Source organism: Novosphingobium sp. SG754 (assembly GCF_013149315.1).
Taxonomy (GTDB): Bacteria; Pseudomonadota; Alphaproteobacteria; order Sphingomonadales; family Sphingomonadaceae; genus Novosphingobium; species Novosphingobium capsulatum.
This window is the reverse complement of record NZ_JABGCC010000002.1, coordinates 202,871-225,512: the sequence shown is the minus strand read 5'-3', so window position 1 is coordinate 225,512 and position 22,642 is coordinate 202,871. Positions and strand designations below refer to the sequence as shown.

At 64.7% G+C, this 22,642-nt stretch carries 19 protein-coding genes; 13 read left to right on the top strand and 6 right to left on the bottom strand.

The genetic code is table 11. The annotated features are described in order from the left end of the window. Positions 1–339 precede the first annotated feature (339 nt). The 4 genes from FHW97_RS05595 to FHW97_RS05580 all read left to right on the top strand — a co-directional run bounded on the left by FHW97_RS05595 (position 340) and on the right by FHW97_RS05580 (position 8,556). The gene (locus tag FHW97_RS05595; protein ID WP_253941618.1) at positions 340–2,748 is read left to right on the top strand and encodes a TonB-dependent receptor; all 2,409 of its coding nucleotides are present in this window, start codon (positions 340–342) and stop codon (positions 2,746–2,748) included. Positions 2,749–2,913: 165 nt separating this feature from the next. Further along, the gene (locus FHW97_RS05590) at positions 2,914–5,118 is read left to right on the top strand and encodes a PQQ-dependent dehydrogenase, methanol/ethanol family (RefSeq protein ID WP_171798328.1); all 2,205 of its coding nucleotides are present in this window, start codon (positions 2,914–2,916) and stop codon (positions 5,116–5,118) included. A gap of 2 nt (positions 5,119–5,120) precedes the next feature. Beyond that, complete coding sequence (locus tag FHW97_RS05585; protein ID WP_171798327.1) at positions 5,121–6,488, top strand: amino acid permease; 1,368 nt, start codon at positions 5,121–5,123, stop codon at positions 6,486–6,488. Between the two features lie 217 nt (positions 6,489–6,705). Next, on the top strand, positions 6,706–8,556 hold the full coding sequence (locus tag FHW97_RS05580; RefSeq protein WP_171798326.1) for a DUF885 family protein: 1,851 nt from the start codon (positions 6,706–6,708) through the stop codon (positions 8,554–8,556). A gap of 116 nt (positions 8,557–8,672) precedes the next feature. On the opposite strand, the gene FHW97_RS05575 is transcribed toward FHW97_RS05580, so the two are convergent. From FHW97_RS05575 to FHW97_RS05560, 4 genes are read right to left on the bottom strand one after another with little or no spacing between them, the layout of a single operon-like run. After that, a complete protein-coding gene (locus FHW97_RS05575; protein ID WP_171798325.1) occupies positions 8,673–9,563 on the bottom strand; it encodes an MBL fold metallo-hydrolase in 891 nt (296 codons plus the stop codon). 32 nt (positions 9,564–9,595) lie between these two features. Continuing rightward, positions 9,596–10,345, bottom strand: a complete 750-nt coding sequence (locus FHW97_RS05570; RefSeq protein ID WP_171798324.1) for an SDR family NAD(P)-dependent oxidoreductase — start codon at positions 10,343–10,345, stop codon at positions 9,596–9,598. After that, positions 10,345–11,970: an FAD-binding oxidoreductase gene (locus FHW97_RS05565; protein WP_022675211.1), complete on the bottom strand. Its 1,626-nt coding sequence runs from the start codon at positions 11,968–11,970 to the stop codon at positions 10,345–10,347. The genes FHW97_RS05570 and FHW97_RS05565 overlap by 1 nt, the downstream gene beginning before the upstream one ends. Next, a complete protein-coding gene (locus FHW97_RS05560; protein WP_253941617.1) occupies positions 11,967–12,332 on the bottom strand; it encodes a cytochrome c in 366 nt (121 codons plus the stop codon). The genes FHW97_RS05565 and FHW97_RS05560 overlap by 4 nt, the downstream gene beginning before the upstream one ends. 194 nt (positions 12,333–12,526) lie before the next feature. Between FHW97_RS05560 and FHW97_RS05555 the strand changes: the two genes are divergently transcribed. From FHW97_RS05555 to FHW97_RS05520, 8 genes are all read left to right on the top strand, one after another. Further along, on the top strand, positions 12,527–13,435 hold the full coding sequence (locus FHW97_RS05555; RefSeq protein WP_171798323.1) for a LysR family transcriptional regulator: 909 nt from the start codon (positions 12,527–12,529) through the stop codon (positions 13,433–13,435). Between the two features lie 100 nt (positions 13,436–13,535). Further along, positions 13,536–14,651, top strand: a complete 1,116-nt coding sequence (locus tag FHW97_RS05550) for an FAD-dependent oxidoreductase (RefSeq protein ID WP_054130351.1) — start codon at positions 13,536–13,538, stop codon at positions 14,649–14,651. Between the two features lie 34 nt (positions 14,652–14,685). Beyond that, entirely contained in the window at positions 14,686–15,588 is a 903-nt protein-coding gene (locus FHW97_RS05545) for a VOC family protein (RefSeq protein WP_022675207.1), read from the top strand. Between the two features lie 5 nt (positions 15,589–15,593). After that, positions 15,594–16,751, top strand: a complete 1,158-nt coding sequence (locus FHW97_RS05540; protein WP_062785707.1) for a S9 family peptidase — start codon at positions 15,594–15,596, stop codon at positions 16,749–16,751. Between the two features lie 83 nt (positions 16,752–16,834). After that, positions 16,835–17,614: a cyclase family protein gene (locus FHW97_RS05535; protein ID WP_054130353.1), complete on the top strand. Its 780-nt coding sequence runs from the start codon at positions 16,835–16,837 to the stop codon at positions 17,612–17,614. A 5-nt stretch (positions 17,615–17,619) separates the two neighbouring features. Then, positions 17,620–18,603, top strand: coding sequence for a fumarylacetoacetate hydrolase family protein (locus tag FHW97_RS05530; RefSeq protein WP_062785967.1), 984 nt, complete (start codon positions 17,620–17,622; stop codon positions 18,601–18,603). 255 nt (positions 18,604–18,858) lie between these two features. Next, entirely contained in the window at positions 18,859–19,221 is a 363-nt protein-coding gene (locus FHW97_RS05525; protein ID WP_022675202.1) for a hypothetical protein, read from the top strand. A gap of 214 nt (positions 19,222–19,435) precedes the next feature. Next, positions 19,436–19,804: a PRC-barrel domain-containing protein gene (locus tag FHW97_RS05520; protein WP_171793452.1), complete on the top strand. Its 369-nt coding sequence runs from the start codon at positions 19,436–19,438 to the stop codon at positions 19,802–19,804. A 65-nt stretch (positions 19,805–19,869) separates the two neighbouring features. Here FHW97_RS05520 and FHW97_RS05515 read toward each other — a convergent pair whose 3' ends face one another. Then, the gene (locus tag FHW97_RS05515; RefSeq protein WP_133726787.1) at positions 19,870–20,622 is read right to left on the bottom strand and encodes a Crp/Fnr family transcriptional regulator; all 753 of its coding nucleotides are present in this window, start codon (positions 20,620–20,622) and stop codon (positions 19,870–19,872) included. Between the two features lie 293 nt (positions 20,623–20,915). Here FHW97_RS05515 and FHW97_RS05510 point away from each other — a divergent pair, with 293 nt between their 5' ends. Continuing rightward, positions 20,916–21,836: an SDR family oxidoreductase gene (locus FHW97_RS05510; RefSeq protein ID WP_171794593.1), complete on the top strand. Its 921-nt coding sequence runs from the start codon at positions 20,916–20,918 to the stop codon at positions 21,834–21,836. Between the two features lie 68 nt (positions 21,837–21,904). Here the strand turns inward: FHW97_RS05510 and FHW97_RS05505 are convergent, their stop codons facing one another. Then, entirely contained in the window at positions 21,905–22,558 is a 654-nt protein-coding gene (locus tag FHW97_RS05505; RefSeq protein ID WP_158441934.1) for a Crp/Fnr family transcriptional regulator, read from the bottom strand. Between the last annotated feature and the right edge of the window lie 84 nt (positions 22,559–22,642).

Below are 22,642 nucleotides of genomic sequence, written 5' to 3'. Positions count from 1 at the left end.
GGTAGGGCATTAGGTAAGTTAATGAGAGTAGTAAGTAGGTGTTATTACCAAACGAAACTGGTGCAGTTAATTTTATATGGCAAAATCATATACTTGACCGTTATGATACCTTAATCCCACAAGGCCGGAAGAAAGCTTTTCCAATGTTGCTGAAGGCTTGCTGCGCCTGCGTTCCTGATGCACGATCCCGGTGCAGGTATTGTGCCCCCGAACGAGGGGCCGGCTTGGAGGGAAGCTGTCATGCGTCACCTGGTATTCTCGGGCACTGTCCTGAATCAAAAATCTGTTCTCCAACACTTTGGTGCGCGTGCGCGCCATGGCCGATCGGGCATCCGCATCATGGCGCTGGCCGCCACGGCGCTGATCCCCGGCCTGGCCCAGGCCCAGGCGCCCGCACCGGCCGAAACCGCCGCCGCCCCACAGACCGATAACGGCACGGGCGACATCGTGGTGACGGCACAGCGCCGCGAGCAGAAGCTCAACGACGTGGGCATCGCCGTCTCGGTCATTTCCGCCAAGGACTTGCGCGCGCTCAACATCAACAACGCCACCGATATCGTGCGCGCGATCCCCAACCTGAAATACAACGCCTATGGCTCGAGCCAGGTGGTGTTCAACATTCGCGGGGTGTCGCAGAACGACTATGGCGACCAGCAGGAACCGCCGGTTGCCGTCTATCAGGACGACAGCTACGCCGCCTCGATCACCACGGCCGGCTTCCCGATCTTTGACTTGGCCCGCACCGAGGCGCTGCGCGGGCCGCAGGGCACCCTGTTTGGCCGCAATGCCACCGGCGGCGCGGTGCAGTTCATTTCCAACCAGCCCAGCCACGAGTTCGGCGGCTATCTCTCTGCCACCACCGGCAGCTTCAACCAGTCGATCTTCGAAGGCGCGGTCACCGGCGGGCTGACCCAGACGCTCTCGGCCCGTGTTTCGGGCGTGTATGATCGCGATTCCGGCTATATCAAGAACCTGCTGCCCGGCGGAGCCAATCTGGGCGCCAACAACCATTGGGCCACGCGCGGCATCCTGCAGTGGGACCCGACCAGCGATTTCCGCGCCCGTCTGACGGTGCGCTATACCCAGGCCGATCACGAACGCCAGGCTGGCGTCTATACCCTGACCCCGGCCTGCCCCAATGCCCAGTTCCAGGGCGAATTCCTGGCGGCCAACCAGGTTTGCGACTATTGGAACAACTATGGCGGCACGTCGTACAACGGCGGCGTGCCCGGCTCGGTCGCCAATGGCTATGCCAACCCGGCGATCACCGCCACCCAGGGCGGCAACCCGTGGCAGACCTATAGCGCGGGCGAAAACTATGTGAACCGCAAGCAGTTCGCCGCCACGCTGCGCCTGGAAGCCAAGCTGGGCGCGTTCGACGTCACCTCGATCACCGATTACCAGAACCTCGCCAAGTTCTATATCGAGAGCGATGATGGCGTGCCGGGCCTGCCCTATGTGGAAGGGGCCGCACTGCCGCCGTTCACCACTGGCCCCTGCGCCAGCGCGCCCAGCGTCACCTGCTATGCCTCGGGCACGATCTTCTATCAGCGCGCCCGCACCCAGCAGATCACGCAGGAACTGCGCGCGGCCACCCATTTCGGCAACAACTACCTGACCATGGGCGCGTTCGGCATGCTGCTGACCGGCAACTATGGCGCCAAGTATGCCACGCCGTTCGACCAGTACGATCCCACCGTGCAGTTCTACCAGCGCACCAAGTCCTTCGCGGTCTTTGCGCAGGACGAATACAAGTTCGACGATCACTGGAAGCTGATCCTGGGCGCCCGCTACTGGCGCGACAGCAAGCTGGCCTGGTACCGCGCGGCAGAGGCGATTTCGGGTCTCACCGTCAACTGGGGCCCCAGCGGCATCAACTTCTTCGATCCCACCGGCGCGGCCCAAGCCAGCGGCATCACGGTCACGCCAGCGGCCGCCTCACCCACCTATGACGGGGTCACTGCCCGCGCCGAACTCGATTACAAGCCCGGCCCCGATACCCTGCTCTATGCCAGCTACAACCGTGGCTCCAAGTCCGGCGGGTTTACGTTCTCCACCGGCACGCCGTTCCCCGGCCAGGCCCTGATCGATACGCTCAACAACATCCCCTACCGGCCCGAGACGCTCAACGACTATGAAGTGGGCCTCAAGACCAAGATCGGCCGCAACATCCAGTTCAACCTTGCGGCATTCTACTATGATTACAAGAACTACCAGGCCTATGTTCAGGTCGGTTATACGCAGCTGGTGCGCAACCTGCCGGCCACGATCAAGGGCGTGGAAGCCGAACTGACCGCCCACCCGATCGAAGGGTTCACGCTCCAGGCTTCGGCCGCCGTGCAAGACAGCAAGGTCAAGAACGTGCTGCTGCCTGATGGCGTGACAGTCGTGAACCACGATCTGCCGCAGGCGCCGGGCTTTTCCGGCAACGCCCTGGTCCGCTATGAATTCGGCATGGGCGGCGCGCGCATCTCGCTGCAGGGTGACGCGCTCTACACCGGCAAGTTCTGCTTCTCGGTGCTCTGCGCGCCAGACGAGCGCGAAGGCGCCTATCACGTGGAAAATGCCCGCATCGGCGTGATCCCGGCGGGCGGCAAGCTGGAGCTGGCGTTCTTCGTCAACAACCTGTTCAACCGCGTCTATCGCTCCTACGCCTTCGACGGGTCGCTCTATTGGGGCGATGCGCTGAGCGTCTATGGCAAGCCGCGCACCTGGGGCCTGACCGCCCGCATCAACTTCGGCAACTGACCCATGCCCGGGCCGAACCTGTGACGGGTTCGGCCCAGGTTTTCCGACAAGACATGATGACGGCCATGGCGCATCCGGGCCACGTGGGGCGGCGAGGCGATTGCAGCTGTGGATAGACTGTGATCTATCTTGCCAAGTTCCCTGCCCCACCGGAAAGTGAGGCCCATGAAGACCCTGCGCCAGGCTGTCCTGATCCTGCTTGCCTCTGCCGCCATGGGCGGCGGTACCCTGATGCTCAACGCCTGCACCAGCGCCCGGGCTGATACGCCGAATACGGGGGCAGACCGCGCCGCAGCGCCGATGGCCGGGGCCGAATGGCCGCTGACCGGGGGTGATACGGCGGGCACCTGGTATTCCGCGCTTACCGATATCAACGAAACCAACGCCGCCTCGCTGGGCTATGCCTGGTCTTACGACATGGGCACCGAACGCGGGCAGGAGGCCACGCCCCTGGTGGTCGGCGGGGTGATGTATACCTCTGGGGTGTGGGGCAATGTTTATGCCCTCGACGCCGCCACTGGCGCGCTGCTCTGGCAATACGATCCCGAAGTGGATGGGCAGTGGGGCCGCAATGCCTGCTGCGACGTGGTCAACCGTGGGGTCGCCTATCGCGATGGCACGGTCTTTGTCGCGTCGGAAGACGGGCGGCTGCACGCGATCGATGCCAAGACCGGCAAGGCCCGCTGGATTGCCGATACCATCATCAACCACAAGCAGCCCTATGCATCTACCGGCGCGGTGATCCTGACCAAGGATGCCGTGGTGATCGGCAATGCCGGGGCCGATATCGGCGATGGCGACCTGCGCGGCTATATCTCGGCCTGGGATATCAAGACCGGTGCGTTCAAATGGCGCTTCTTCACCGTGCCGCCCGCACCCGGGCAGCCGTTCGAGCATCCCGAACTGGCCATGGCGGTCAAATCGTGGGGGCCCAACCGCGATGGCCGCACCCAGAACGGCGGCACGGTGTGGGACGGGCTGTCCTACGATCCGGAAACCGACCAGATCGTGTTCGGCACCGGCAACGCCTCGCCCTATCTGCGTTCGGCCGACGGGGTGCGGCATGATGATCTGTTCAACGCCTCGATCATTGCGGTCAGCGCGCAAAGTGGGCGGATGAACTGGTACTACCAGACGACGCCGGGTGACGAATGGGACTATGATGCGGTCCAGAAGTTCGTCTTTGCCAACCTGATCATCGCTGGCCAGCCCCGCCGCGTGGTGATGCAGGCCTGCAAGAACGGCTTTTTCTACACGCTGGACCTGAAAACGGGCAAACTTCTGTCTGCTGATCCGTTCACCTATGTGAACTGGGCCAAGGGCGTGGACCTTGCCACCGGCCGGCCGCTGGTTACCGAGCATGCCGACTATTCGAAAAGCCCGAAGAACGTCTATCCTTCGTGGGCCGGCGGGCACACCTGGAACCCGATGTCATTCAGCCCGCAGACCGGGCTCGTCTATATTCCCGCGATCGATGCCGGCAACGTGCTGCTCAACATGAAGGCCAACGGCGGCTCGCTCACCCATCTCGAAGGCTTCTTCTCGTCAGACGGCATCTTCCCCGACGATCTCTATGACCCCGCCGCGCTCAAGCGCGTGTTCGGGCCGCTGCCGGCCAAGGACGATCTGCAGAAAGAGCGCCCTGGCGTGAAGCTGGTGCGCGAGGTGCTGCGCGCCTGGGATCCGGTAGCCAAGAAGGTGGTGTGGGAACGCGTGACCTCGCAAGGGGTGCGCGGCTATGACGGTGGGGTGCTGAGCACGGCGGGCAACCTGGTGTTCCAGGGGCGCGGCGATGGCAGCTTGTGGATCTACAACGCCCGCACCGGCGCGCCGATCAAGACCATCCAGACCGGCAGCCACATCATGGCCGCGCCAATGACCTACAAGATCGGCGGCGTGCAATATGTGGCGGTCCAGGCCGGCTATGGCGGATCGGGCATCACGTTCTCGATCCCACCATCGAGCGCGGCCTATGCCAACCGCAATGCCAACCGCATCCTGGTGTTCAAGCTGGGCGGTAGCGCGGTGCCGATGCCCGACAAGCGCGAGGTTCCGCCCTATCTGCCGCCGCCGCCGCTCAAGGCCAGCCCGGCGCTGATCGCCCGGGGCGAGGACAAGTTCACCGAGAACTGTTCGCGCTGCCACGTGCTGGGCACGCCCGGTGTCACGCCCGATCTATCGCGCCTGCCGCCCGAAGTGCATGCCAGCTTCAACGATATCGTCCTGAAAGGCGCGCTGGCGCCGATGGGCATGGCCCGGTTCGATGATGTGGTGACAAAGGCCGATGTCGAGGCCATCCATGCCTATCTGATCGACCAGCAGCGCCAGGGCTACCAGGCGCAACAGTCTGCCAAGAAAGCGAGCCACTGACCATGTCTGCATCTCCCCCCGGCGAAGCGCTGGCCCATTCGTTGAAGCCGCGCCATGTCGCCATGATTTCGATCGGGGGCATCATCGGCGCCGGGATCTTCGTGGGATCGAGCGCCGCGATCCACATTGCCGGGCCGGCCGTGCTGCTGACCTATGCGCTATGTGGCATGCTGGTCTTCGTGATCATGCGCATGCTGGGCGAGATGGCCATGGCGCGCCCGGGCGTAGGCTCGTTCACCGGCTATGCCGCGCTGGGCCTCGGCCCCTGGGCCGGGTTCACCACGGCCTGGCTCTATTACTATTTCTGGGTGATCACCATCGCGGTGGAGGCAATCGCCGGCGCCAACATGCTGATGCCGTTCATTCCCCTGCCGATGTGGGCGCTGGCCGCGCTGCTGATCGCCGCGATGACGCTGGTGAACCTGTTCTCGGTCAAGACCTATGGCGAGTTCGAGTTCTGGTTCGCCTCGCTCAAGGTGATCACGATCATCGGGTTCATGGCCCTTGGCCTTGCTTATATCTTCGGCTTCGGGCCAGGACTGGCGCGGCTGACCGCTGGTTTTGCCAGCCATGGCGGCGCATTTCCCATGGGGCTGGGCGCGGCGTTCACCGCCATTCCGGTGGTGATCTTTTCGATGATGGGTTCGGAAGTGGCGACCATCGCTGCCGTGGAAACCGAAGACCCGGCGCGCAACATCGTGCGCGCGGCGCGCACCGTCACCTTGCGCATCATGTTCTTCTACATCGGCTCGATCGCGGTGATCCTGGCGATCTTGCCATGGGATAGCGTGGTTTCGGGCAAGTCACCGTTCGTGGCCGCACTGTCGATCATCAAGGTGCCCGGCGCGGAAGCGGTGATCGGTGCGGTGATCTTTACCGCGATCGTCTCGTGCCTGAATTCGGCGATCTATGTCACCTCGCGCATGCTGTTTGAAATGGCGCAGCGCGGCGATGCCCCGGCAGCGTTCGGGCGGGTTTCGGCACGGCGCGTGCCGGCGCTGGGCATCATCGTTTCGGGCGTGGCCGGCTTTGCTGTGGTGCTGTCTTCGGTATTTTCGCCCGATGCGCTGTTCACCTTCCTGCTGCAATCGTCGGGCGCGACGATCCTGTGCGTCTATCTGCTGATTTCCCTGAGCCAGATCGCCCTGCGCCGCCGGCTTGATGCTGCGGGTGAGCAGTTGACGGTCAAGGTCTGGGCGTTTCCCGTGATTTCGTGGACGGCGGTGGGCGGGATCATCGCCGTGCTGGTGATGATGGCGATGATGCCCGATCAACGCCTGCAGGTGGCGCTGAGCCTGGCGGTCTTTGCCGCCTGCGTCAGCGCCCATTTCCTGCGACGGCAGCGCGCCCGCAACGCCCAGGTCGCCTGATCGCGAGACCCATCGTGGCCGATCGCAACCAGGGCGATATCCCGTTTGCGATCGGCCAACGACATGCTGGGATCGACCAGCGTCTTTGCTTTCAACCGCAACCATCCGCTATCGCGCGAAGGTGGTTGCCATTGCTGTGGCAGCCCTTCCCCCCCGCTGCCGCGCCCGGCGCCCCCCTCAATACGGGCGCGGCAGCCACTTTGTAACGGACTTGCCGATGAACCGCCGCCACATCCTCAAGGCCGGCGCCGCCAGCGCCGGGCTGGCCGCCCTGTCGAGCCTGGGCACTGCCCGCGCCGCAACCACCGCTTCCACCATGCCTGCCAACGATGCGGCTTCCAGTTCAGGCGAAGACCGGCGGCTCAATGCCCTGTTCGACAGCATGCTGGCCGATCAGCTGGCGCATTCGCCCGAAATGGCCACCGGCCTGGGCGTGGACAGCGGGGCGCATGCCGGCGCCAAGGCGCGCCTGGATGATCGCTCGCTCCACGCGTGGGAAGACGCCAAGGCCCGCACCGCGCGCGACCTGGCCGCCCTGCGGAAGATCGATGCCGCCAAGCTCACCGGCAACAACCGCTGGAACTATGCCAGCATCCTCTATTCCACCCAGCTCAACGACACGATGAACCGCACCTTTGCAACGGTCGGTTCGCCCTATGTCGTCACGCAGTTGACCGGCTGCTATCAGCAGATTCCCGATTTCCTCGATAGCCAGCACACCATCGCCAATGCGGCCGATGCCGATGCCTATCTTTCGCGGCTGGACGCCTTTGCCACAGCGATCGACCAGGACAGTGCCGCCGTGCGCCACGACGTGGCCGCCGGCGTGGTGCCGCCCGATTTCATCCTGGCCAAGGCCCTCACCCAGCTCAAGGCGCTGCGCGACGTGCCGGCGGCGCAGTCCAACATGGTGTCATCGATCGTCCACCGCACGGCGGAGCAGCACATCCCCGGCCAGTGGCAGGCCCGCGCCGAAGCGATCGTGGCCAAGCGCGTGCAGCCCGCGCTCGATCGCCAGATCGCGCTGATGGAAAGCCTGCAGCCCAAGGCGGTGCACACCGCCGGGGTTGCCCGCCTGCCCAAGGGCGAGGAACTCTATCGCCTGTCGCTGCAGAGCTATACCACCAGCGACATGGCGCCGGAGGAAATCCACCGCACCGGCCTGGAACTGATCGCGCAGCAAAGCGCGCAGGCCGATGCCATCCTCAAGAGCCAAGGCTATACCCAGGGTACCGTGGGCCAACGCCTGCGCGCGCTCTATGACGATCCCAAGTTCCGCTATCCCAATACCGACGAAGGCAAGGACAAGCTGCTGGCCGACCTCAACCGCCAGGTCGAGGCGATGGAAGCGCGCCTGCCGCAGTATTTCGGCACCCTGCCCAAGACCAAGCTGGACATCCGCCGCGTGCCCAAGGCCACCGAGGCTGGCGCGCCGGGCGGCTATTACCAGAACGGCTCGCTCGATGGTACGCGCCCGGGCGCCTATTACATCAACCTGCGCGATACTGCCGAAGTGCCGAGCTGGACGCTGCCCACGCTGACCTATCACGAAGGCGTGCCGGGCCACCATCTGCAGCTGTCGCTGGCGCAGGAAGCCGGCCTGCCGACGCTGCGCAAGATCCAGTTCTTTTCCGGCTATGGCGAAGGCTGGGCGCTCTATGCCGAACAGCTGGCGGTGGAGATGGGCGTCTATGAAAACGACCCACTCGGCCATGTCGGCCAGCTGCACGACAGCATCTTCCGTGCCGTGCGCCTGGTGGTGGACAGCGGGATGCACGCCAAGGGCTGGAGCCGCGAACAGGCGGTGAAGTTCTATACCGACACGATCGGCGATCCCGAAACCATGGCGATCACCGAAGTGGAACGCTATTGCGTGTGGCCGGGCCAGGCGTGCAGCTACATGCTGGGCAAGCTCGACTGGCTGCGCCTGCGTGCCAAGGCGCGCGCGGCGCTGGGCAGCAAGTTCGATATCCGCACGTTCCACGATGCCGGCCTGCTGCCCGGCGCAATGCCGCTGCCAGTGCTGGACCAGTGCATCGACGGCTATATCGCCGCCGCACAGGCCTGATCAGGCTAAACCGACAGGGTGGCGTGGGACCCCGGATCAAGTCCGGGGTGACGAGAAATGATTGAAGTGAGGACGTCGCCCCGGACTTGATCCGGGGCCCCACACGCCCGTACGAATTACTCATCCCACGGCGGAATTTCCCCTGCGCCCACCTTGCTCGACGTGCCGAGCAGGAACCCGCCATAGACCTCGGTCGCGTCGGGATAGGCCTTGTTCATTGCCGCAGCGATCTCTGCCGACGAATGGCTGGCGGCACGCGCGGCCACGAACGTCTTGATATAGTCGCGCGTCCAGCCGATCGCGCCATTGTCGTTGGCCGCGCCGGGGTGGCGATGCCCGGCAATCACCGTCACCGGATGCAGCGCATCAAGGCGGTCGAGCGTGGCGAGCCAGGCCGCATAGCGCGCCGGCGTATGTTCACCCAGCCACACGTGCACGCCATTGTAGAGCACGTCTCCCGCCACCAGGGTGCGCGCCTGGGCATCCCACACCACGGTCGAATCAACATGATCGCCCTGCATCGGCCCCAGCACCTGCAGGCGATGCCCGTCCAGATCGATGCTGTCGCCGATCATCGCCACCGGTTGCACCGGGCGGCGGGGCGCGTTGGTGCCCAATTGCCCGCTCCAGCGCTTGAACTTGATCGGGATGGACCGCGCCATATCGCGCGCCGCCACCGGATTGGCCACGATCTGCGCATCGGGAAAGGCATCGGCCAGCACATCCAGCCCGAAGAAGTGATCGGGATGATCATGCGTGATCACGATGGTCTGCAGATGCTTGCCGCTATCAAGCACGGCAGCAGCGACGCGATAGGCATCGGATCGGGCAAACGGCACATCGACCAAGACCGCGTTCTTGTCTCCCTTGATCAGGGTGACATTGGCAAACATGCTGATCGGGCCGGTGGGAATGACCTCGTATTGCAGCGGTTTTTCCGCTGATTGGGCCAGGGCCGGTGCCGCGCCCAGCAGCGCTGCGGCCAACATGAACATAGGCATCTTCATGATAGAGGTCTCCTTCCACGCGCGGACGTTTTTCAATGCGCCGTCTGCCCGCCATCGATCACGAACAGCGCGCCGTTGCAGAAGCTGGCGGCATCGGAACACAGGTGCAGCACGGTGCCAGCCACTTCCTCGGGCGCGCCGGCCCGGCCAGACACGTTGTGGGCAAAGAACGACTGCCTGAAATCGTCGCTATCGAGCCAGGCCTGCGTCATCGGTGTGGCGATGAAGCCGGGCGCGATGGCGTTGATACGGATATGGCGCGCCGAATATTCCACCGCCGCCGCCTTGGTCAGGCCCACCACCGCATGCTTGGCGGCAACATAGTGCGCCATGTTGGGATCGGCGACGAGCCCGGCGACCGAGGCGGTGTTGACGATCGCCCCGCCGCCGATGCTGAGGAAATGGCGGATCTGCGCCTGCATGGCATAGAACACGCCCTTGATATCGACATCGAAGATCAGGTCGAGGTTTTCGGGCGGCACTTCATGGAACGGCAGCGGCGGCGGCAGCACGCCTGCGTTGTTGAACGCCATGTCGAGCGAACCATAGGTATCGAGCGCCAAGGCCACGAGATCGGCATGGACACGCGCATCGCGCACGTCGGCCTTGCGGAAGGTGGCGCGGCCCCCAGCATCGACGATGGCTTGCGCGATCCGGGCCGCATCCTCGTTCCAGTCGCCGATCACCACGGCGGCCCCTTCGCGGGCAAAGGCAGCGGCGGTGGCCGCGCCGATGCCGGTGGTGCCGCCGGTAATCACCACGGTCTTTCCGGTAAAACGCATCAGATGATCCCCGATTTGCCAGGCGCGAGAATCCCGTTGGGATCGATCGCGTGCTTGAGCGTTGCGTTGAAGCGGCGGTTCACTTCGCCATATTGCTGCGCCACCAGGTCCATCGAATTGACCCCGGTGCGATAACTGGCCCAGCCCTGTGCGCCAAAGCGCACCACCAATTCCTTGTAGCAGTCATCGGCGCGCTGGTGCTCGGCCGCATCGGCCTTGTCGAACAGCAGGGCGATGATGTGGTGCAGATCGCGCCAGCCGATGGCGTAGGCGGCGGTATAGTCGAAGCCGTGGCGCGACACGATTTCGCGCGCCAGCGCCGTCTGCCGCTGAGCCTCCACCCCGCGCGCGGCGGCCACTGGCGCAAACCAGGCCAGCCCCCCACCCGATCCGCGCCAGCGCAACAGGCCGATCTCGTCGAGGTTGAGGCCACCTTGCATCAGGGTCTGGTGGTGGTGGAACCACGGGTTGTCGCCCATTTCGGCGGCGGTCAGCACTTCGCCGCCGCTGGCGGTGAGGCTGGCGCGGATGATCGGCTCTACCCCCGCAATCGTCTGGTCGGTGCCATAGAGCGCGAAATAGGTGTTCCACATGCCCAGCCCGTTGGCCTTGGCCGCTTTCTTGACGCTGTCATCGTCGAGCGGGGCGCCATCGGGCACGATCTCGTTGCGCCGCTTGAACATGGCGAGCTGGTAGCTTGCGCTCATCATCAGGTTGCAGTTGGCCACCAGGTTCGACACGCGCAGCGGGCGCATCGCCTCGATGATGCGGGGCACGTCGGCCATGTCGCCATGGCGCACCATGAACGGCTTGTAGACCGGCGGCCTGGGCATCAGCCACATGCCCATCTTGGTAACGATGCCAAAGTTGGATTGGGTGAACAGCCCGTCGAGATAGGGGCCATAGCCCCACTTGAACGCCTGCCAGGCCGTGCTGCCCTTGATGCTGCCCATGCCGGTGCGCATCACCTCGCCACTGGGCAACACCACTTCCATGCCGCACTGGAACATGAAGTGTTCGCCATAGGGCGTGTATCCCACCCCGCGATCGAGCGTATTGCCTACCGGCGAGGCGATCGGGCCGACCGTGGGCACATCGATCCACAGCGGGATCTTGTTCTCGTCGAGATAGTCCTTGAGCTGCTGATATGTGACGCCCGGCTCCAGCAGGCAGGTGCCAAGCTCGGCATCAACCTCCAGAATGCGGTTCATCCGCTTGAGATCGAGCACCACCTGCCCCGGGGTGGCCGGCGAGGTCATGCCATAGCCCATGTTCTTGCCGGTCGAGACCGTCCACAGCGGCTGGCGATACTGGTTGGCGATGCGCACGATCGCCTGCACTTCTTCCAGCGATTGCGGGCAGACCGCACCCACCGGTTTGTAGCGGTGGGCCGGATCGGGGATATAGGCCTTTTCATAGGGGGCCACGGCGTCTTCATCGCCGAACACCCATTCCGCCCCGACGACACCGCGAAAGGCCTTCATCGCGCCGGTAAAGTCCGCCATGCTGCGTCCCGGGGCGAGCGGTGCCGGGCTGGCGGCACTGGCCCCGGTGCCCAGGCCGATGCTGGCGGCGCCGACCAGGCCGGCGCCCAGCAGGCCACGGCGATCGAGATCCAGGCTCATTGTCCGTGCTCCTCCTTGCGGGCCGGGCTTTGCGAAACCCATTGCGACAGGGCATCGAGTTCGGCGGGGGTAATTTCGGTGGGGCGGAACGCCGGCATCGCGTTTTGACCGTGGCGCACGATATAGCGGACAGCCTCGGCCGGCAGGCCACGCCCCAGGATGATCGGGCCCACGTTGCGGCCATGGCAATAGCCGCAAACCTTGGCATAGACCTGTTCCGGGCTACGCTGGGGCAAGACTTTACCCAGTGCCTGGCGCACGGGTAGAGCCACAGCCGGAGCACCTCCTTGCTGGGCAAGCGCGGGCGTCGCCGGCAGCGGCAGGGCAGCCGCCAGCATGATCAGCATGGACCTTGTCATCATCCCCTCTTGTCTGCCGGGCCGCGCGTTTGTGCCTGCGCGTGCCCTGCCCTTTAGGGTGTATCCCCCGACCCGCCCGCGCGCCACGGCCAGCGGCAGCCAGCGTTTCACGCGGTGAAAACAGCGCGCACAACGCAGACAGGGCGATCGATCCACGCTATGGATCGATCTTCCCTCAAACTATCGACGAATGGCAGATGCGTTTCAAAGGTCTTGATCTCAACCTTCTGGCCGCCTTCGACGTGCTGCTGGAAAGCCGCAGCGTTTCGGCCGCCGCACGGCAGATGAACCTGAGCCAGCCAGCGATGAGCGCGGCGCTGACCCGCCTGCGCGAATACTTTGCCGACGAGCTGCTGGTGGTTCAGGGCAAGCGCATGTACCCAACCGCCTTTGCCGAGGCGCTGGTGCCACAGGTGCGCGATACCCTGCGCTCGGTCGAGGCGATGCTGGCGGCCTCCAACCGGTTTGATCCGGCGACCACGCAGCGCACGTTCCGCCTTGTGGCGTCGGACTATGTCGTGACCGCCGTGCTTGCCCCCCTGCTGCAGGCCTTGCCGCGCCTGGCGCCGGGCCTGCGCATCGAACTGGTGCTGCCCAGCGACGCTGCCCATACCGAACTGCGCGAAGGACGCGCCGACCTGCTGATCGCACCGGAGCAATTCATCCTGTCGGACCATCCCAGCGAATTGCTGTGCGAGGAACGCCACGTGGTGATCGGCTCCAGCCACAACGCCGCCTTTGCCGATGGCGGCCCCAGCCTGGAGGCATTTCTGACCGCCGGCCATGTCTCGGTGCGGATCGGCGCCTTGCGCGATCATGCCTTTGCCGATCGCCAGCTCAACCAGATGGGACTGGAACGCCGGATCGAGATCGAGGTGCCTTCGTTCAGCACGATCCCGTGGGTGTTGATGGACACGCAGCGCATGGCGGTTATTCAGGAGCGGCTGGCCCGCCGCCTGATCGCGGCCTTTCCGCTGGCGATGGCGCCGCTGCCGTTCGCGTTTCAGCCGATGCGCGAAATGGTGCAATATCACCGCACGCGCAGCAGCGACGAGGGGCTGCGCTGGCTGATGGCCCGCCTGCGCGAAGTGGCCTATCGCAGTTGATCCATTCTATGGATGGATGACGATCAAAACAATCTAGTATCCAAATTCGTATTCACCCCTAGGATGCAGGTCATAACCAGCCCTTGGGGAGAGACCTGACGTGCAAGACTTGCCCGTGCTTGTGGTGGGCGCCGGAATCGGCGGCCTTTCCGCCGCCATCGCGCTGCGCCGCGCCGGCCACCGTGTCACCGTGATTGAAAAAGACCCGACCTGGTCGGTCTATGGCGTGGGCATCATCCAGCAGTCCAACGTGGTGCGCGCGATGGAACAGCTGGGCGTGCTCGATGCCTTCCTCGATGCCGCCTGCGGATTTGACGCGGTGGAAATCTATGTGCCCGATGGCACCCGCGTGGCGCGCGTGCCCACCCCGTCGCTGGTCGAAGGACGCCCGTCGAACGTGGGCATTGGCCGCCGCGCGCTGCAGAAGGTGCTGGGCGACAGCGCCCGCGAACTGGGCGCCGACATCCGCCTGGGCCTGACGGTCACCGCGCTGGACGAAGCCGATGATGGCGTGGACGTGACGCTGTCCGACGGCAGCACCGCGCGCTATGCCGTGGTGATCGGCGCCGACGGCGTCTATTCGCAGACCCGCCAGATGATCCTGCCCGATGCGGAAAAGCCGCAGTTCACGGGCCAGGCGGTGTGGCGCTACAACTTCCCCCGCCCGGCCGATCTCGATGCGCTGCACGTCTACAACGGCCGCATCGGCATTGGCCTGGTGCCGGTATCGCGCGACACGATCTACATGTACGTCACCACGCCCGAGCCGGACAACCCGCGCTATCCGCGCGAGGGGCTGGCCGCTGCGATGCGCGGCAAGCTGGTTGGCGCCGCGCCGCAGATCCAGGCCCTGGCCAGCCAGATCACCGATGATGACGGCGTGGTCTATCGCCCGCTGGAAGGCATGATGATCCATGGCCCCTGGCACAAGGGCCACGTGGTTCTGCTGGGCGATGCCGTCCACGCCACGACCCCGCACCTGGGCCAGGGTGCCGGCATGGCGATCGAGGATGCCCTGGTGCTGGCCGAGGAACTGACCGCGGCCGACAGCGTGGAAGAGGCGTTCAGCGCCTATCGCGCCCGGCGCTATGAACGCTGCCGCTATATCGTCGAAAGCTCGCTCGCCATCTGCATGGGCCAGTTGGGCAAGGGCCCGCCGATCGACAATCACAAGGCCACGGCCGAGATGTTTGCCATGGTCGCCCAACCGATCTGATCTTTTTTGCCTTCTTGCCAAGGATTGCCAAGCGATGAGCCGAGTGACCGAAATCCGCTATGTCGGATATGGCGTCGAAAACTATGACGCCGAACGCGCCTTTTACGCCGATGACTGGGGCCTGGACGAAGTGGCCGCCACCGATGACATGGTGTGGTTCAAGGCCCAGGGCCATGACGAACACCATGTCGTGCGCCTGCACAAGGCCGAGGTGAACCACGTCGAAGTGATCGCCTTTGCCGCCGACACCCCGGCCGATGTCGACGCGCTGCACGACAAGATCATCGCTGCCGGCTGCAAGGTGATCCATGCCCCTGCCACGATGGATGCGCCGGGTGGCGGCTATGGCTTCCGCTTCTTCTCGCCCGATGGCCTGCCGTTCGAGATTTCGGCCGATGTCGCCCGTGGCGACAAGCGCACGCTCGCGCATTGGGAAGGCGTGCCGGTCAAGATCAGCCACATCGTCATGCACTCGCCCGATCACCAGGCGATGGTCAAGTTCTTTACCGATGTGCTGGGCTTCAAGGTCTCTGACTGGCTGGGCGATTTCATGTGCTTCCTGCGCTGCAACGAAGCCCACCACCGCGTTGCCATCCTGCCTGGGCCGCCCTGCCTTAACCACGTGGCCTATGACATGCTCTCGGTGGACGACATGATGCGCGGCGCCAGCCGCCTCAAGAAGCGCGGCACCGATCTGCGCTGGGGCCCGGGCCGCCACACCGCCGGCAACAACACCTTCAGCTATTTCACCACGCCCGCCGGCTTTGCCGTGGAATACACCGCAGACCTGGACCAGGTCGATTTCGAAACGCACGAGGCCCAGGTCCATGTGCCGGCGCCCTCGATCATGGACCAGTGGGGCATTGGCGTGGGCGGCCCGCAGACCATGCCGCATCCGGCGCCCGATGCGCGCCTGTTCCAGCCGGCCGGGGTTTGATCGTCATGGCGCTGTTTGAATACTTTCCGAACTACATCTGGAACCTGTCGGTTGCCATCGCGATGGAATCGGGTGGCCGCATCGGCGAGATCGTCGACATGTGCCAGCCGATCAAGGACGCGGCGGCCAACGGTGCCGACGCCGGCACGCCGCAGTTCATGAAGGCCTGGGTCGCCATGGGCGACAAGCTGCTGGAACTGGCCGGCGAGGACGAGGCCAAGGGTCGCATGCTCTCGGCCTCGAACAAGCTGGAGCGCGCCTCGCTCTATCTGTTCACCGCCGAGCGCATGCAGGGCCATGGCGCGCCGGGGCGCAAGGAAACCTATGCCAAGGCACGCGCGGCGTTCGACAAATCGACCCAGCTGGGCAAGATCAACCGCGAGCGCGTGGAAATCCCGCTGAAAAACGGCACGATGCCGGCCCTGTTCACCCGCGCGCCGGGCGAAGGGGCAAAGCCGGTGGTGGTGTTCTGCAACGGTCTCGATAGCTGCAAGGAACTGCTCTACTGGACCAATCTGCCGACCGAACTGGCACGGCGCGGCATTTCCACGCTGTGCGTCGACCAGCCCGGCTCGGGCGAAACGCTGCGCCTGCAAGACCTGCCGGTCGATCCGCATTCGGAAAGCTGGGCTTCGCGGGCAGTGGACTGGCTGGAGCAGCAGCCCGAAGTCGATCCCAAGGCGATCGGCATGACCGGCATTTCGCTGGGCGGGCACTTTGCCCCGCGCGCGGTTGCCTATGAACCGCGCTTTGCCTCGGGCGCGGTGTGGGGTGCCAACCACAACTGGCGCGAAGTGCAGGACAAGCGCATGGCACGCGAGGGCGAAAACCCCGTGCCGCACTATTGGGCACACGTGCACTGGGCATTCGGCGCCAAGGACCAGGACGATTTCCTCGCCAAGTCCGAAGCGATGAACCTCAACGGCCACATCGATCGCATCACGGTGCCGTTCCTGGTCACCCACGGGGCCAACGATCGCCAGATCAGCGTGGCCTATGCCGATGATCTCTATGACCAGCTGGTCAATTCGCCGCGCCGCGAAAAGGTGATCTTCACCCCGCGCGAAGGTGGCGTGGAGCATGTCGGGGCCGACAACATGTCGTATGGCCGCGATCTGCTGGCCGATTGGTTTGCCGAAACCCTGGGCGGCCATACCGCCTGATACACTACGCCTGACAAGACCAGGATGCCGGCGGCGCATGCACCAGCATGCTCCGCCGGCATCGCAAAGAGAGGATCCCCCCGATGGCCCGCCGCTTCATCGACCTGTCGATCACCCTGTGCAACGACGTGGTCAGCGACCCACCGTTCATGCGCCCCGAGATCACCTATCAGACCCACCCCGACACCGTGGGCGAACTCGGCCATTTCTTTCCCGGCGTGACACAGGAAGACACCATCGATGGCGCCGGCTTTGCCGCGGCGGAGTGGGTCAAGCTCACCACGCACAACGGCACGCATCTCGATGCGCCCTGGCATTTCCACCCCACCATGGACGGCGGCAAGCGCGCCATCACCATCGATGAAGTGCCGCTCGAATGGTGCTTCCAGCCCGGGGTGAAGCTGGACTTCCGGCACTTTCCCGACGGCTATGTGGTCACCGCGCAAGACGTGGAAGACGAACTGGCCCGCATCGGCCACGATCTACAGCCGCTCGACATCGTGCTGGTCAACACGGCCGCCGGTGGCGCCTTGGGGCGCCCGGATTTCGTCAACGTGGGCTGCGGCATGGGCTATGAGGCGACGATGTACCTGACCACGCGCGGCGTGAAGGTGACCGGCACCGACGCCTGGAGCTGGGACGCGCCGTTCAGCTATACGGCGGAAAAGGTCAAGGAAACCGGCGATACCTCGCTGATCTGGGAAGGCCACAAGGCGGGCCGCGACATCGGCTATTGCCACCTGGAAAAGCTGCACAACCTGGAAAGCCTGCCGCCGCACGGGTTCATTGTCAGCTGTTTCCCGCACAAGATCCAGGGCGCATCGGCCGGATGGACCCGCGCCGTCGCGATCATCGAGGAGTGACCGCGATGCGCCTGGCAACCTTGCGCAATGGCACGCCCGATGGGCAGCTGGTGGTCGTATGCGCCGCTGCCGCCCGCTATCTGCCTGCCGGCCCTGCCCTGCCCAACCTGCTGACCGCGATCGAGAACTGGGGCAGCGCGGAAGCCACGCTGGCCGCGCTTTCCAGCGAGCTGGCCGATGGTGCCGGCCTGCCGCTCGATCCCGCGCAACTCGCCGCGCCGCTGCCGCGCAGCTGGCAATGGCTCGATGGTTCGGCCTTTGGCACGCATGGTGACCTGATGCAGGTGGCCTTCAACATGCCGCCGATCGAAACCGATCTGCCGCTGATGTACCAGGGCCTATCCGACCGTTTCTATGGCCCGACCGACCCGGTGCCCTTTGCCGATCCTGCCCAAGGCATCGATTTCGAGGGCGAATTTGGCGTGATCGTCGATGCGGTGCCGATGGGCACCAGCGCACGCGATGCCGCAGCCCACATCAAGCTGGTGGTGCAGATCAACGACTGGTCGTTGCGCACGCTGGCCCCGATCGAGATGAAGACCGGGTTTGGCTGGGTCCAGGCCAAGCCGGCGTGCAGCATGGCGCCCTTTGCCGTGCCGCCGGCCGCGCTGGGTCAAGGCTGGCACGACAATCGCGTCGCGCTGGACCTTGTGGTGGATTGGAACGGTGCGCCGTTCGGCCACGCCAACGGCCGCGCCATGGATTTCAGCTTTGCCGAACTGGTGGCCCATGCCGCCCGGACGCGCGACCTGGTCGCCGGCACGGTGATCGGATCGGGCACGGTATCGAACCCGGAATATGCCACGGTGGGATCGAGCTGCATTTCCGAACGCCGCGCGATCGAGATCATCGCCGCTGGCAAGCCAGCCACCGCCTTCATGGCGATCGGGGATCGCGTGCGGATGGAAGCGCGCGCCGCCGATGGCAGCACCCCGTTTGGCGCGATTGACCAGCAGGTGGTGCAAGCCTCCCTCACCGCCGCAAGCTGAGCGATATCTGAAAAGTTGGCGGGGCGAAGTGCGGCGCCCCGCCAAAAGTTCAGGGAGATCAGGACGGCAGCCAGCCATCCGCAAGCGGGCAGAGGGTCATGCCCGTTGCCCGATCGGTTTATTGATAATGGATATCAATTGCAAGAGCAAAATATGCGCGTTGCCCTGCGCCTGTTTCGATTTGGAATTTGTGGCGCGCCCTGCGCAACCGTTCACACGATTGCCCTGAACCCGCGATTATCCTAGTGTGTTGCGATGCAGCAGAATCAGAATTCCTCGGGAACCCCCGAAACGGCGGATAGCGCGCCCGATATCGAGCAGTCGGTGCACATGCTGGGCTTTGCCATCGCCAACAAGCTGTGCGTTCGCGCGGTCTATAACCGTGGCAACGTGACGCTGGCACCGCATGCCCTGTTCGAACGCCACGGCGCGCCGCACATCGATGCTGTCGTGCATGACCGCGATGGCGTGGCCCCGGCCGAAGAAAAGCTCGGCACGTTCCGCCTCTCGGGCCTGCGCGATGTCATCCTGACGTCCGAGCCGGCCAAGGTCTTTGCCGGTTTCGATCCGGCCGACGAACGCTACGGCGAAAAGCTGCTGGCCGCCATCGCGGTCTGAGCGCCTTCTTCCCTTTTCAACCATAATGGGCGGGCATCCTTGGTGATGGCCGCCCTTTCTTTTTGCGCGCCTTCCGCGCCGCCTGACGCTGCATCCTTGCATGGATCAGTATGCCGCTCTGCCCGGCGCAAGGTGGGCACGGCCTGTCCCTGGCACCGGCCCCATCGTATCGGCCGGGCAGTTGATGACGCAAACCTCTACGCAGGAGAGCGCCATGTCTGACAGCATTGCCACCGATGAAACCGCCCGCCTGATCGCCTCAAACAAGGTGGACGGCACGGCCGTCTATAACCCCGATGGCGAGCGTCTCGGCTCGATCCACAACTTCATGGTCAACAAGCGCACCGGCACCGTCGAGTATGCCGTGCTGCAATTCGGCGGCATTCTTGGCTTTGGCAGCGATTATTACCCGCTGCCCTGGAACACGCTGAACTATGATAGCGGCCAGGGCGGCTATGTCGTCAACCTGAGCCGCGAAACCCTGGAATCCGCCCCGCACTACCAGGCCACCGAAGAACCGGTCCATGACATTGACTATGGCCGCCGGGTCCATTCGCACTACGGCGTGTCCTACCCCTACTGATCGCGTCATACCGCCCAGGTTCGCGCGGGAAGGCCGGCCCTGCCCTTTGGCAAGGCCGGCCTTTTTCATGGGCTCGGCGCGGCGCTGTGGTGGCCGTGCGGCTCAAGATAGGCAGGGTCGAACAGCGCATGCTGTGCCAAGGCCCGCAATTGCAGGATGCGCAGCACGCGGTTTTCCAGATCGATCAGGCCTTGCCGCCGCATGTCGCGCAACACGCGATTGACGTGCACCGGGGTCAACCCGGTCGCCTCGGCCAGTTCCACCTGCGTGACCGGAAAGGCAAAACCGTTGCCCTGGGCCAAACCGATGGCATGCAGGCGGTGATGCAATTCGCAGAACAGGTGGCCGATCCGCTCGAACGCGGCGCGCTGCCCCACGTTGACCAGCCACCGCCGCAAAACCGCCTCTGCCACGCGGTTTTGCAAGGCCAGCGCCGTGGCAATGGCGGGGTGGGCCTTGGCCACCGCCTCCAACGCGCTGGTCGGGATTGGTGCGATGATCGCCGGGGTCAGTGCCAGGATCGAAAAGTCCATGCGCGCCTCACCCAGCGGTTGCCACAGGATATCGCCGGGCAGATGGAATGCGGTGATCTGGCGGCGGCCATCGGGCAGCATCACCTGGTGGCACGCCCACCCTTCCAGCAGCACGTGCACGTGGCCGGGCCGGTCGCCTTCGCGCAGGAACTCGCGGCGCGCCGCCACGCGGCGACGCGGGACGGCGCAGAGCCGTTCCACCGCGCGCACGTCGTTCTCGTCCAGCGGAAAGCAGCATGACAGGCGCCGGGCCAGGGCATTGAACAGCATCGAAGGCAGGCTCAAGGCAGATCAAAGGCGGTGATGCGCGTTCCGGCAGCAGTCACGGCGGCAGTCACGAGAGACATGGCGCAAGCGAAGCAGGGGTACACGCCAGAACGGGCATCGCAGTGGCGCGGCAACATCGCATCCTCAAACCTGGGGCGCGCCTTCCGCGCCGTCGGCAGCCTTATGAAATGACTGTCACATGCCCTTCTTCACATATGTAAAGCCTTGCCACCTTTTCTTGTTTTCGGGGTTTTGAAGGCATCCCGCGTGCGCCTCGCGTGCGCCTTATCCCCCTGCAAGGACCATCTTTCATGACCACGTCGCACCCCGCCAGCCTGGGCAAGCTGGGCGAGACCCCGCCCGAACACGAAGCCAAGGCCGCCGATGCCCAGGCCGGAACCGCCGCCGCGCCCGATCGCCAGGGGCAGGAGCAGGCGCTGAACCGCGAACCGAAATGGCAGCCGGTCTATCCCGGCTCGGGACGCCTGGCTGGCAAGGTGGCGATCGTTACCGGTGGCGACAGCGGCATTGGCCGAGCGGTGGCCGCGCTGTTTGCCCGCGAGGGGGCCAACGTGGCGATCGTCTATCGCCAGGACAGCAAGGACGCGCAGGACACCGCCGCCATCGTCGCCCAGGAAGGCGCAAGGGCGATCACCCTGCAGGGCGACGTGGGCGATCCCGCATTCTGCCAGCAGGCGGTGGACGCGGTCATCGATCGCTTTGGCCGGCTGGACGTGCTGGTCAACAATGCCGGTGAGCAGCACCCGGCAACGGACATTCGCGATATTACCCCGGAACAGCTCGATGCCACGTTCCGCACCAATATCTTTGGCATGTTCCACATGGTCCAGGCCGCAGTGGGCCACCTTGGCGCCGGCAGTGCGATCATCAATTGCACCAGCGTGACGATGTACAAGGGCGCGCCGCAACTGCTGGACTATAGCGCGACCAAGGGTGCGATCACGGCGTTTACCCGCTCGCTCAGCCAGAACCTGGTGGACAAGGGCATTCGCGTGAATGCCGTGGCACCCGGCCCGATCTGGACCCCGCTCAACCCCCAGGGCGGCGCTGATCCGGACAAGGTGCGCCGCTTTGGCGAGGATACGCCGATGGGCCGGCCGGGCGAACCCAACGAAGTGGCGCCGGCGTTCCTGTTCCTGGCCTGTGCCGATGGCAGCTATATGAGCGGGCAGGTGCTTCACCCCAATGGCGGCACCGTGGTCAACGGCTGACCAGCCAGCGTGGCAATGTGCGTGGCCTGGCTGGAACGGCGCCCCCGTGCCAGCCAGGCCATCCGGCTTCAAGCCGCGCGGGGCACGCGCGGTTCGGGGTCGAGCGGCACTTCACCCAGCCGCTTGAGCGCAACCAGATCGCGCACCTGCATCCACCGCCCCTTGAGATCGACCAACCCCTCGCCGCGCAGGGTCTGCAACACGCGGTTCACGTGGACCGGGGAAATACCGACGATATCGGCAAAGTCATACTGGGTCAGCGGCATGGCGCAGCGATCCTGCACCACGCGGTTGCGCGCGGCCAGCCGGCTGTGCAACTCGCACAGCAAGTTGCACAGCCGCTCGGTCGCGGTCATCCGGCCCAGGTTAAAGATCCACTTTTCGCGGTTGCGCAGCAAGGCCAGCATCGCGTCGAGCACGCGGATCATGCTGTCTTCCTCGTGCGGTGCGCGGGCCTGGATGCGGCTGTGCGGCAGCATGCGCGCACGCACCCGCGTCAACGCCACGATCGGCAAGGTGGCGCGGCCTTGCAACAGCCATTGCGGCTCGCAATAGTCGCCGGGAAGAAACAGCGTGATGATCTGGCGCCGGCCATCGGGCAACAGGCGGTATTGCGCCGCCCAGCCTTCCTCGATGCGCAGCACGTAATCCTTGCGTTCGTCCGCGCGGGCCAGAAATTCGTGGCGACGGTATGTGCACACCTGGCTTGGCGCGCGGGTCATATCCTGCGTCATATCCTTTCCCCTGATTTGCGGCGTGATGCCTTTGGCGAATCATGGGAAATTCTAGGTTCCATCCATTTCGGA

Excerpts from the sequence above, each read along its gene's own strand:
- FHW97_RS05595 (WP_253941618.1), top strand. The coding sequence starts at position 340 with ATGGCGCTGGCCGCCACGGCGCTGATCCCCGGCCTGGCCCAGGCCCAG.
- FHW97_RS05590 (WP_171798328.1), top strand. The coding sequence starts at position 2,914 with ATGAAGACCCTGCGCCAGGCTGTCCTGATCCTGCTTGCCTCTGCCGCC.
- FHW97_RS05585 (WP_171798327.1), top strand. The coding sequence starts at position 5,121 with ATGTCTGCATCTCCCCCCGGCGAAGCGCTGGCCCATTCGTTGAAGCCG.
- FHW97_RS05580 (WP_171798326.1), top strand. The coding sequence starts at position 6,706 with ATGAACCGCCGCCACATCCTCAAGGCCGGCGCCGCCAGCGCCGGGCTG.
- FHW97_RS05575 (WP_171798325.1), bottom strand. The coding sequence starts at position 9,563 with ATGAAGATGCCTATGTTCATGTTGGCCGCAGCGCTGCTGGGCGCGGCA.
- FHW97_RS05570 (WP_171798324.1), bottom strand. The coding sequence starts at position 10,345 with ATGCGTTTTACCGGAAAGACCGTGGTGATTACCGGCGGCACCACCGGC.
- FHW97_RS05565 (WP_022675211.1), bottom strand. The coding sequence starts at position 11,970 with ATGAGCCTGGATCTCGATCGCCGTGGCCTGCTGGGCGCCGGCCTGGTC.
- FHW97_RS05560 (WP_253941617.1), bottom strand. The coding sequence starts at position 12,332 with ATGATGACAAGGTCCATGCTGATCATGCTGGCGGCTGCCCTGCCGCTG.
- FHW97_RS05555 (WP_171798323.1), top strand. The coding sequence starts at position 12,527 with ATGCGTTTCAAAGGTCTTGATCTCAACCTTCTGGCCGCCTTCGACGTG.
- FHW97_RS05545 (WP_022675207.1), top strand. The coding sequence starts at position 14,686 with ATGAGCCGAGTGACCGAAATCCGCTATGTCGGATATGGCGTCGAAAAC.
- FHW97_RS05540 (WP_062785707.1), top strand. The coding sequence starts at position 15,594 with ATGGCGCTGTTTGAATACTTTCCGAACTACATCTGGAACCTGTCGGTT.
- FHW97_RS05535 (WP_054130353.1), top strand. The coding sequence starts at position 16,835 with ATGGCCCGCCGCTTCATCGACCTGTCGATCACCCTGTGCAACGACGTG.
- FHW97_RS05530 (WP_062785967.1), top strand. The coding sequence starts at position 17,620 with ATGCGCCTGGCAACCTTGCGCAATGGCACGCCCGATGGGCAGCTGGTG.
- FHW97_RS05525 (WP_022675202.1), top strand. The coding sequence starts at position 18,859 with ATGCAGCAGAATCAGAATTCCTCGGGAACCCCCGAAACGGCGGATAGC.
- FHW97_RS05520 (WP_171793452.1), top strand. The coding sequence starts at position 19,436 with ATGTCTGACAGCATTGCCACCGATGAAACCGCCCGCCTGATCGCCTCA.
- FHW97_RS05510 (WP_171794593.1), top strand. The coding sequence starts at position 20,916 with ATGACCACGTCGCACCCCGCCAGCCTGGGCAAGCTGGGCGAGACCCCG.
- FHW97_RS05505 (WP_158441934.1), bottom strand. The coding sequence starts at position 22,558 with ATGACCCGCGCGCCAAGCCAGGTGTGCACATACCGTCGCCACGAATTT.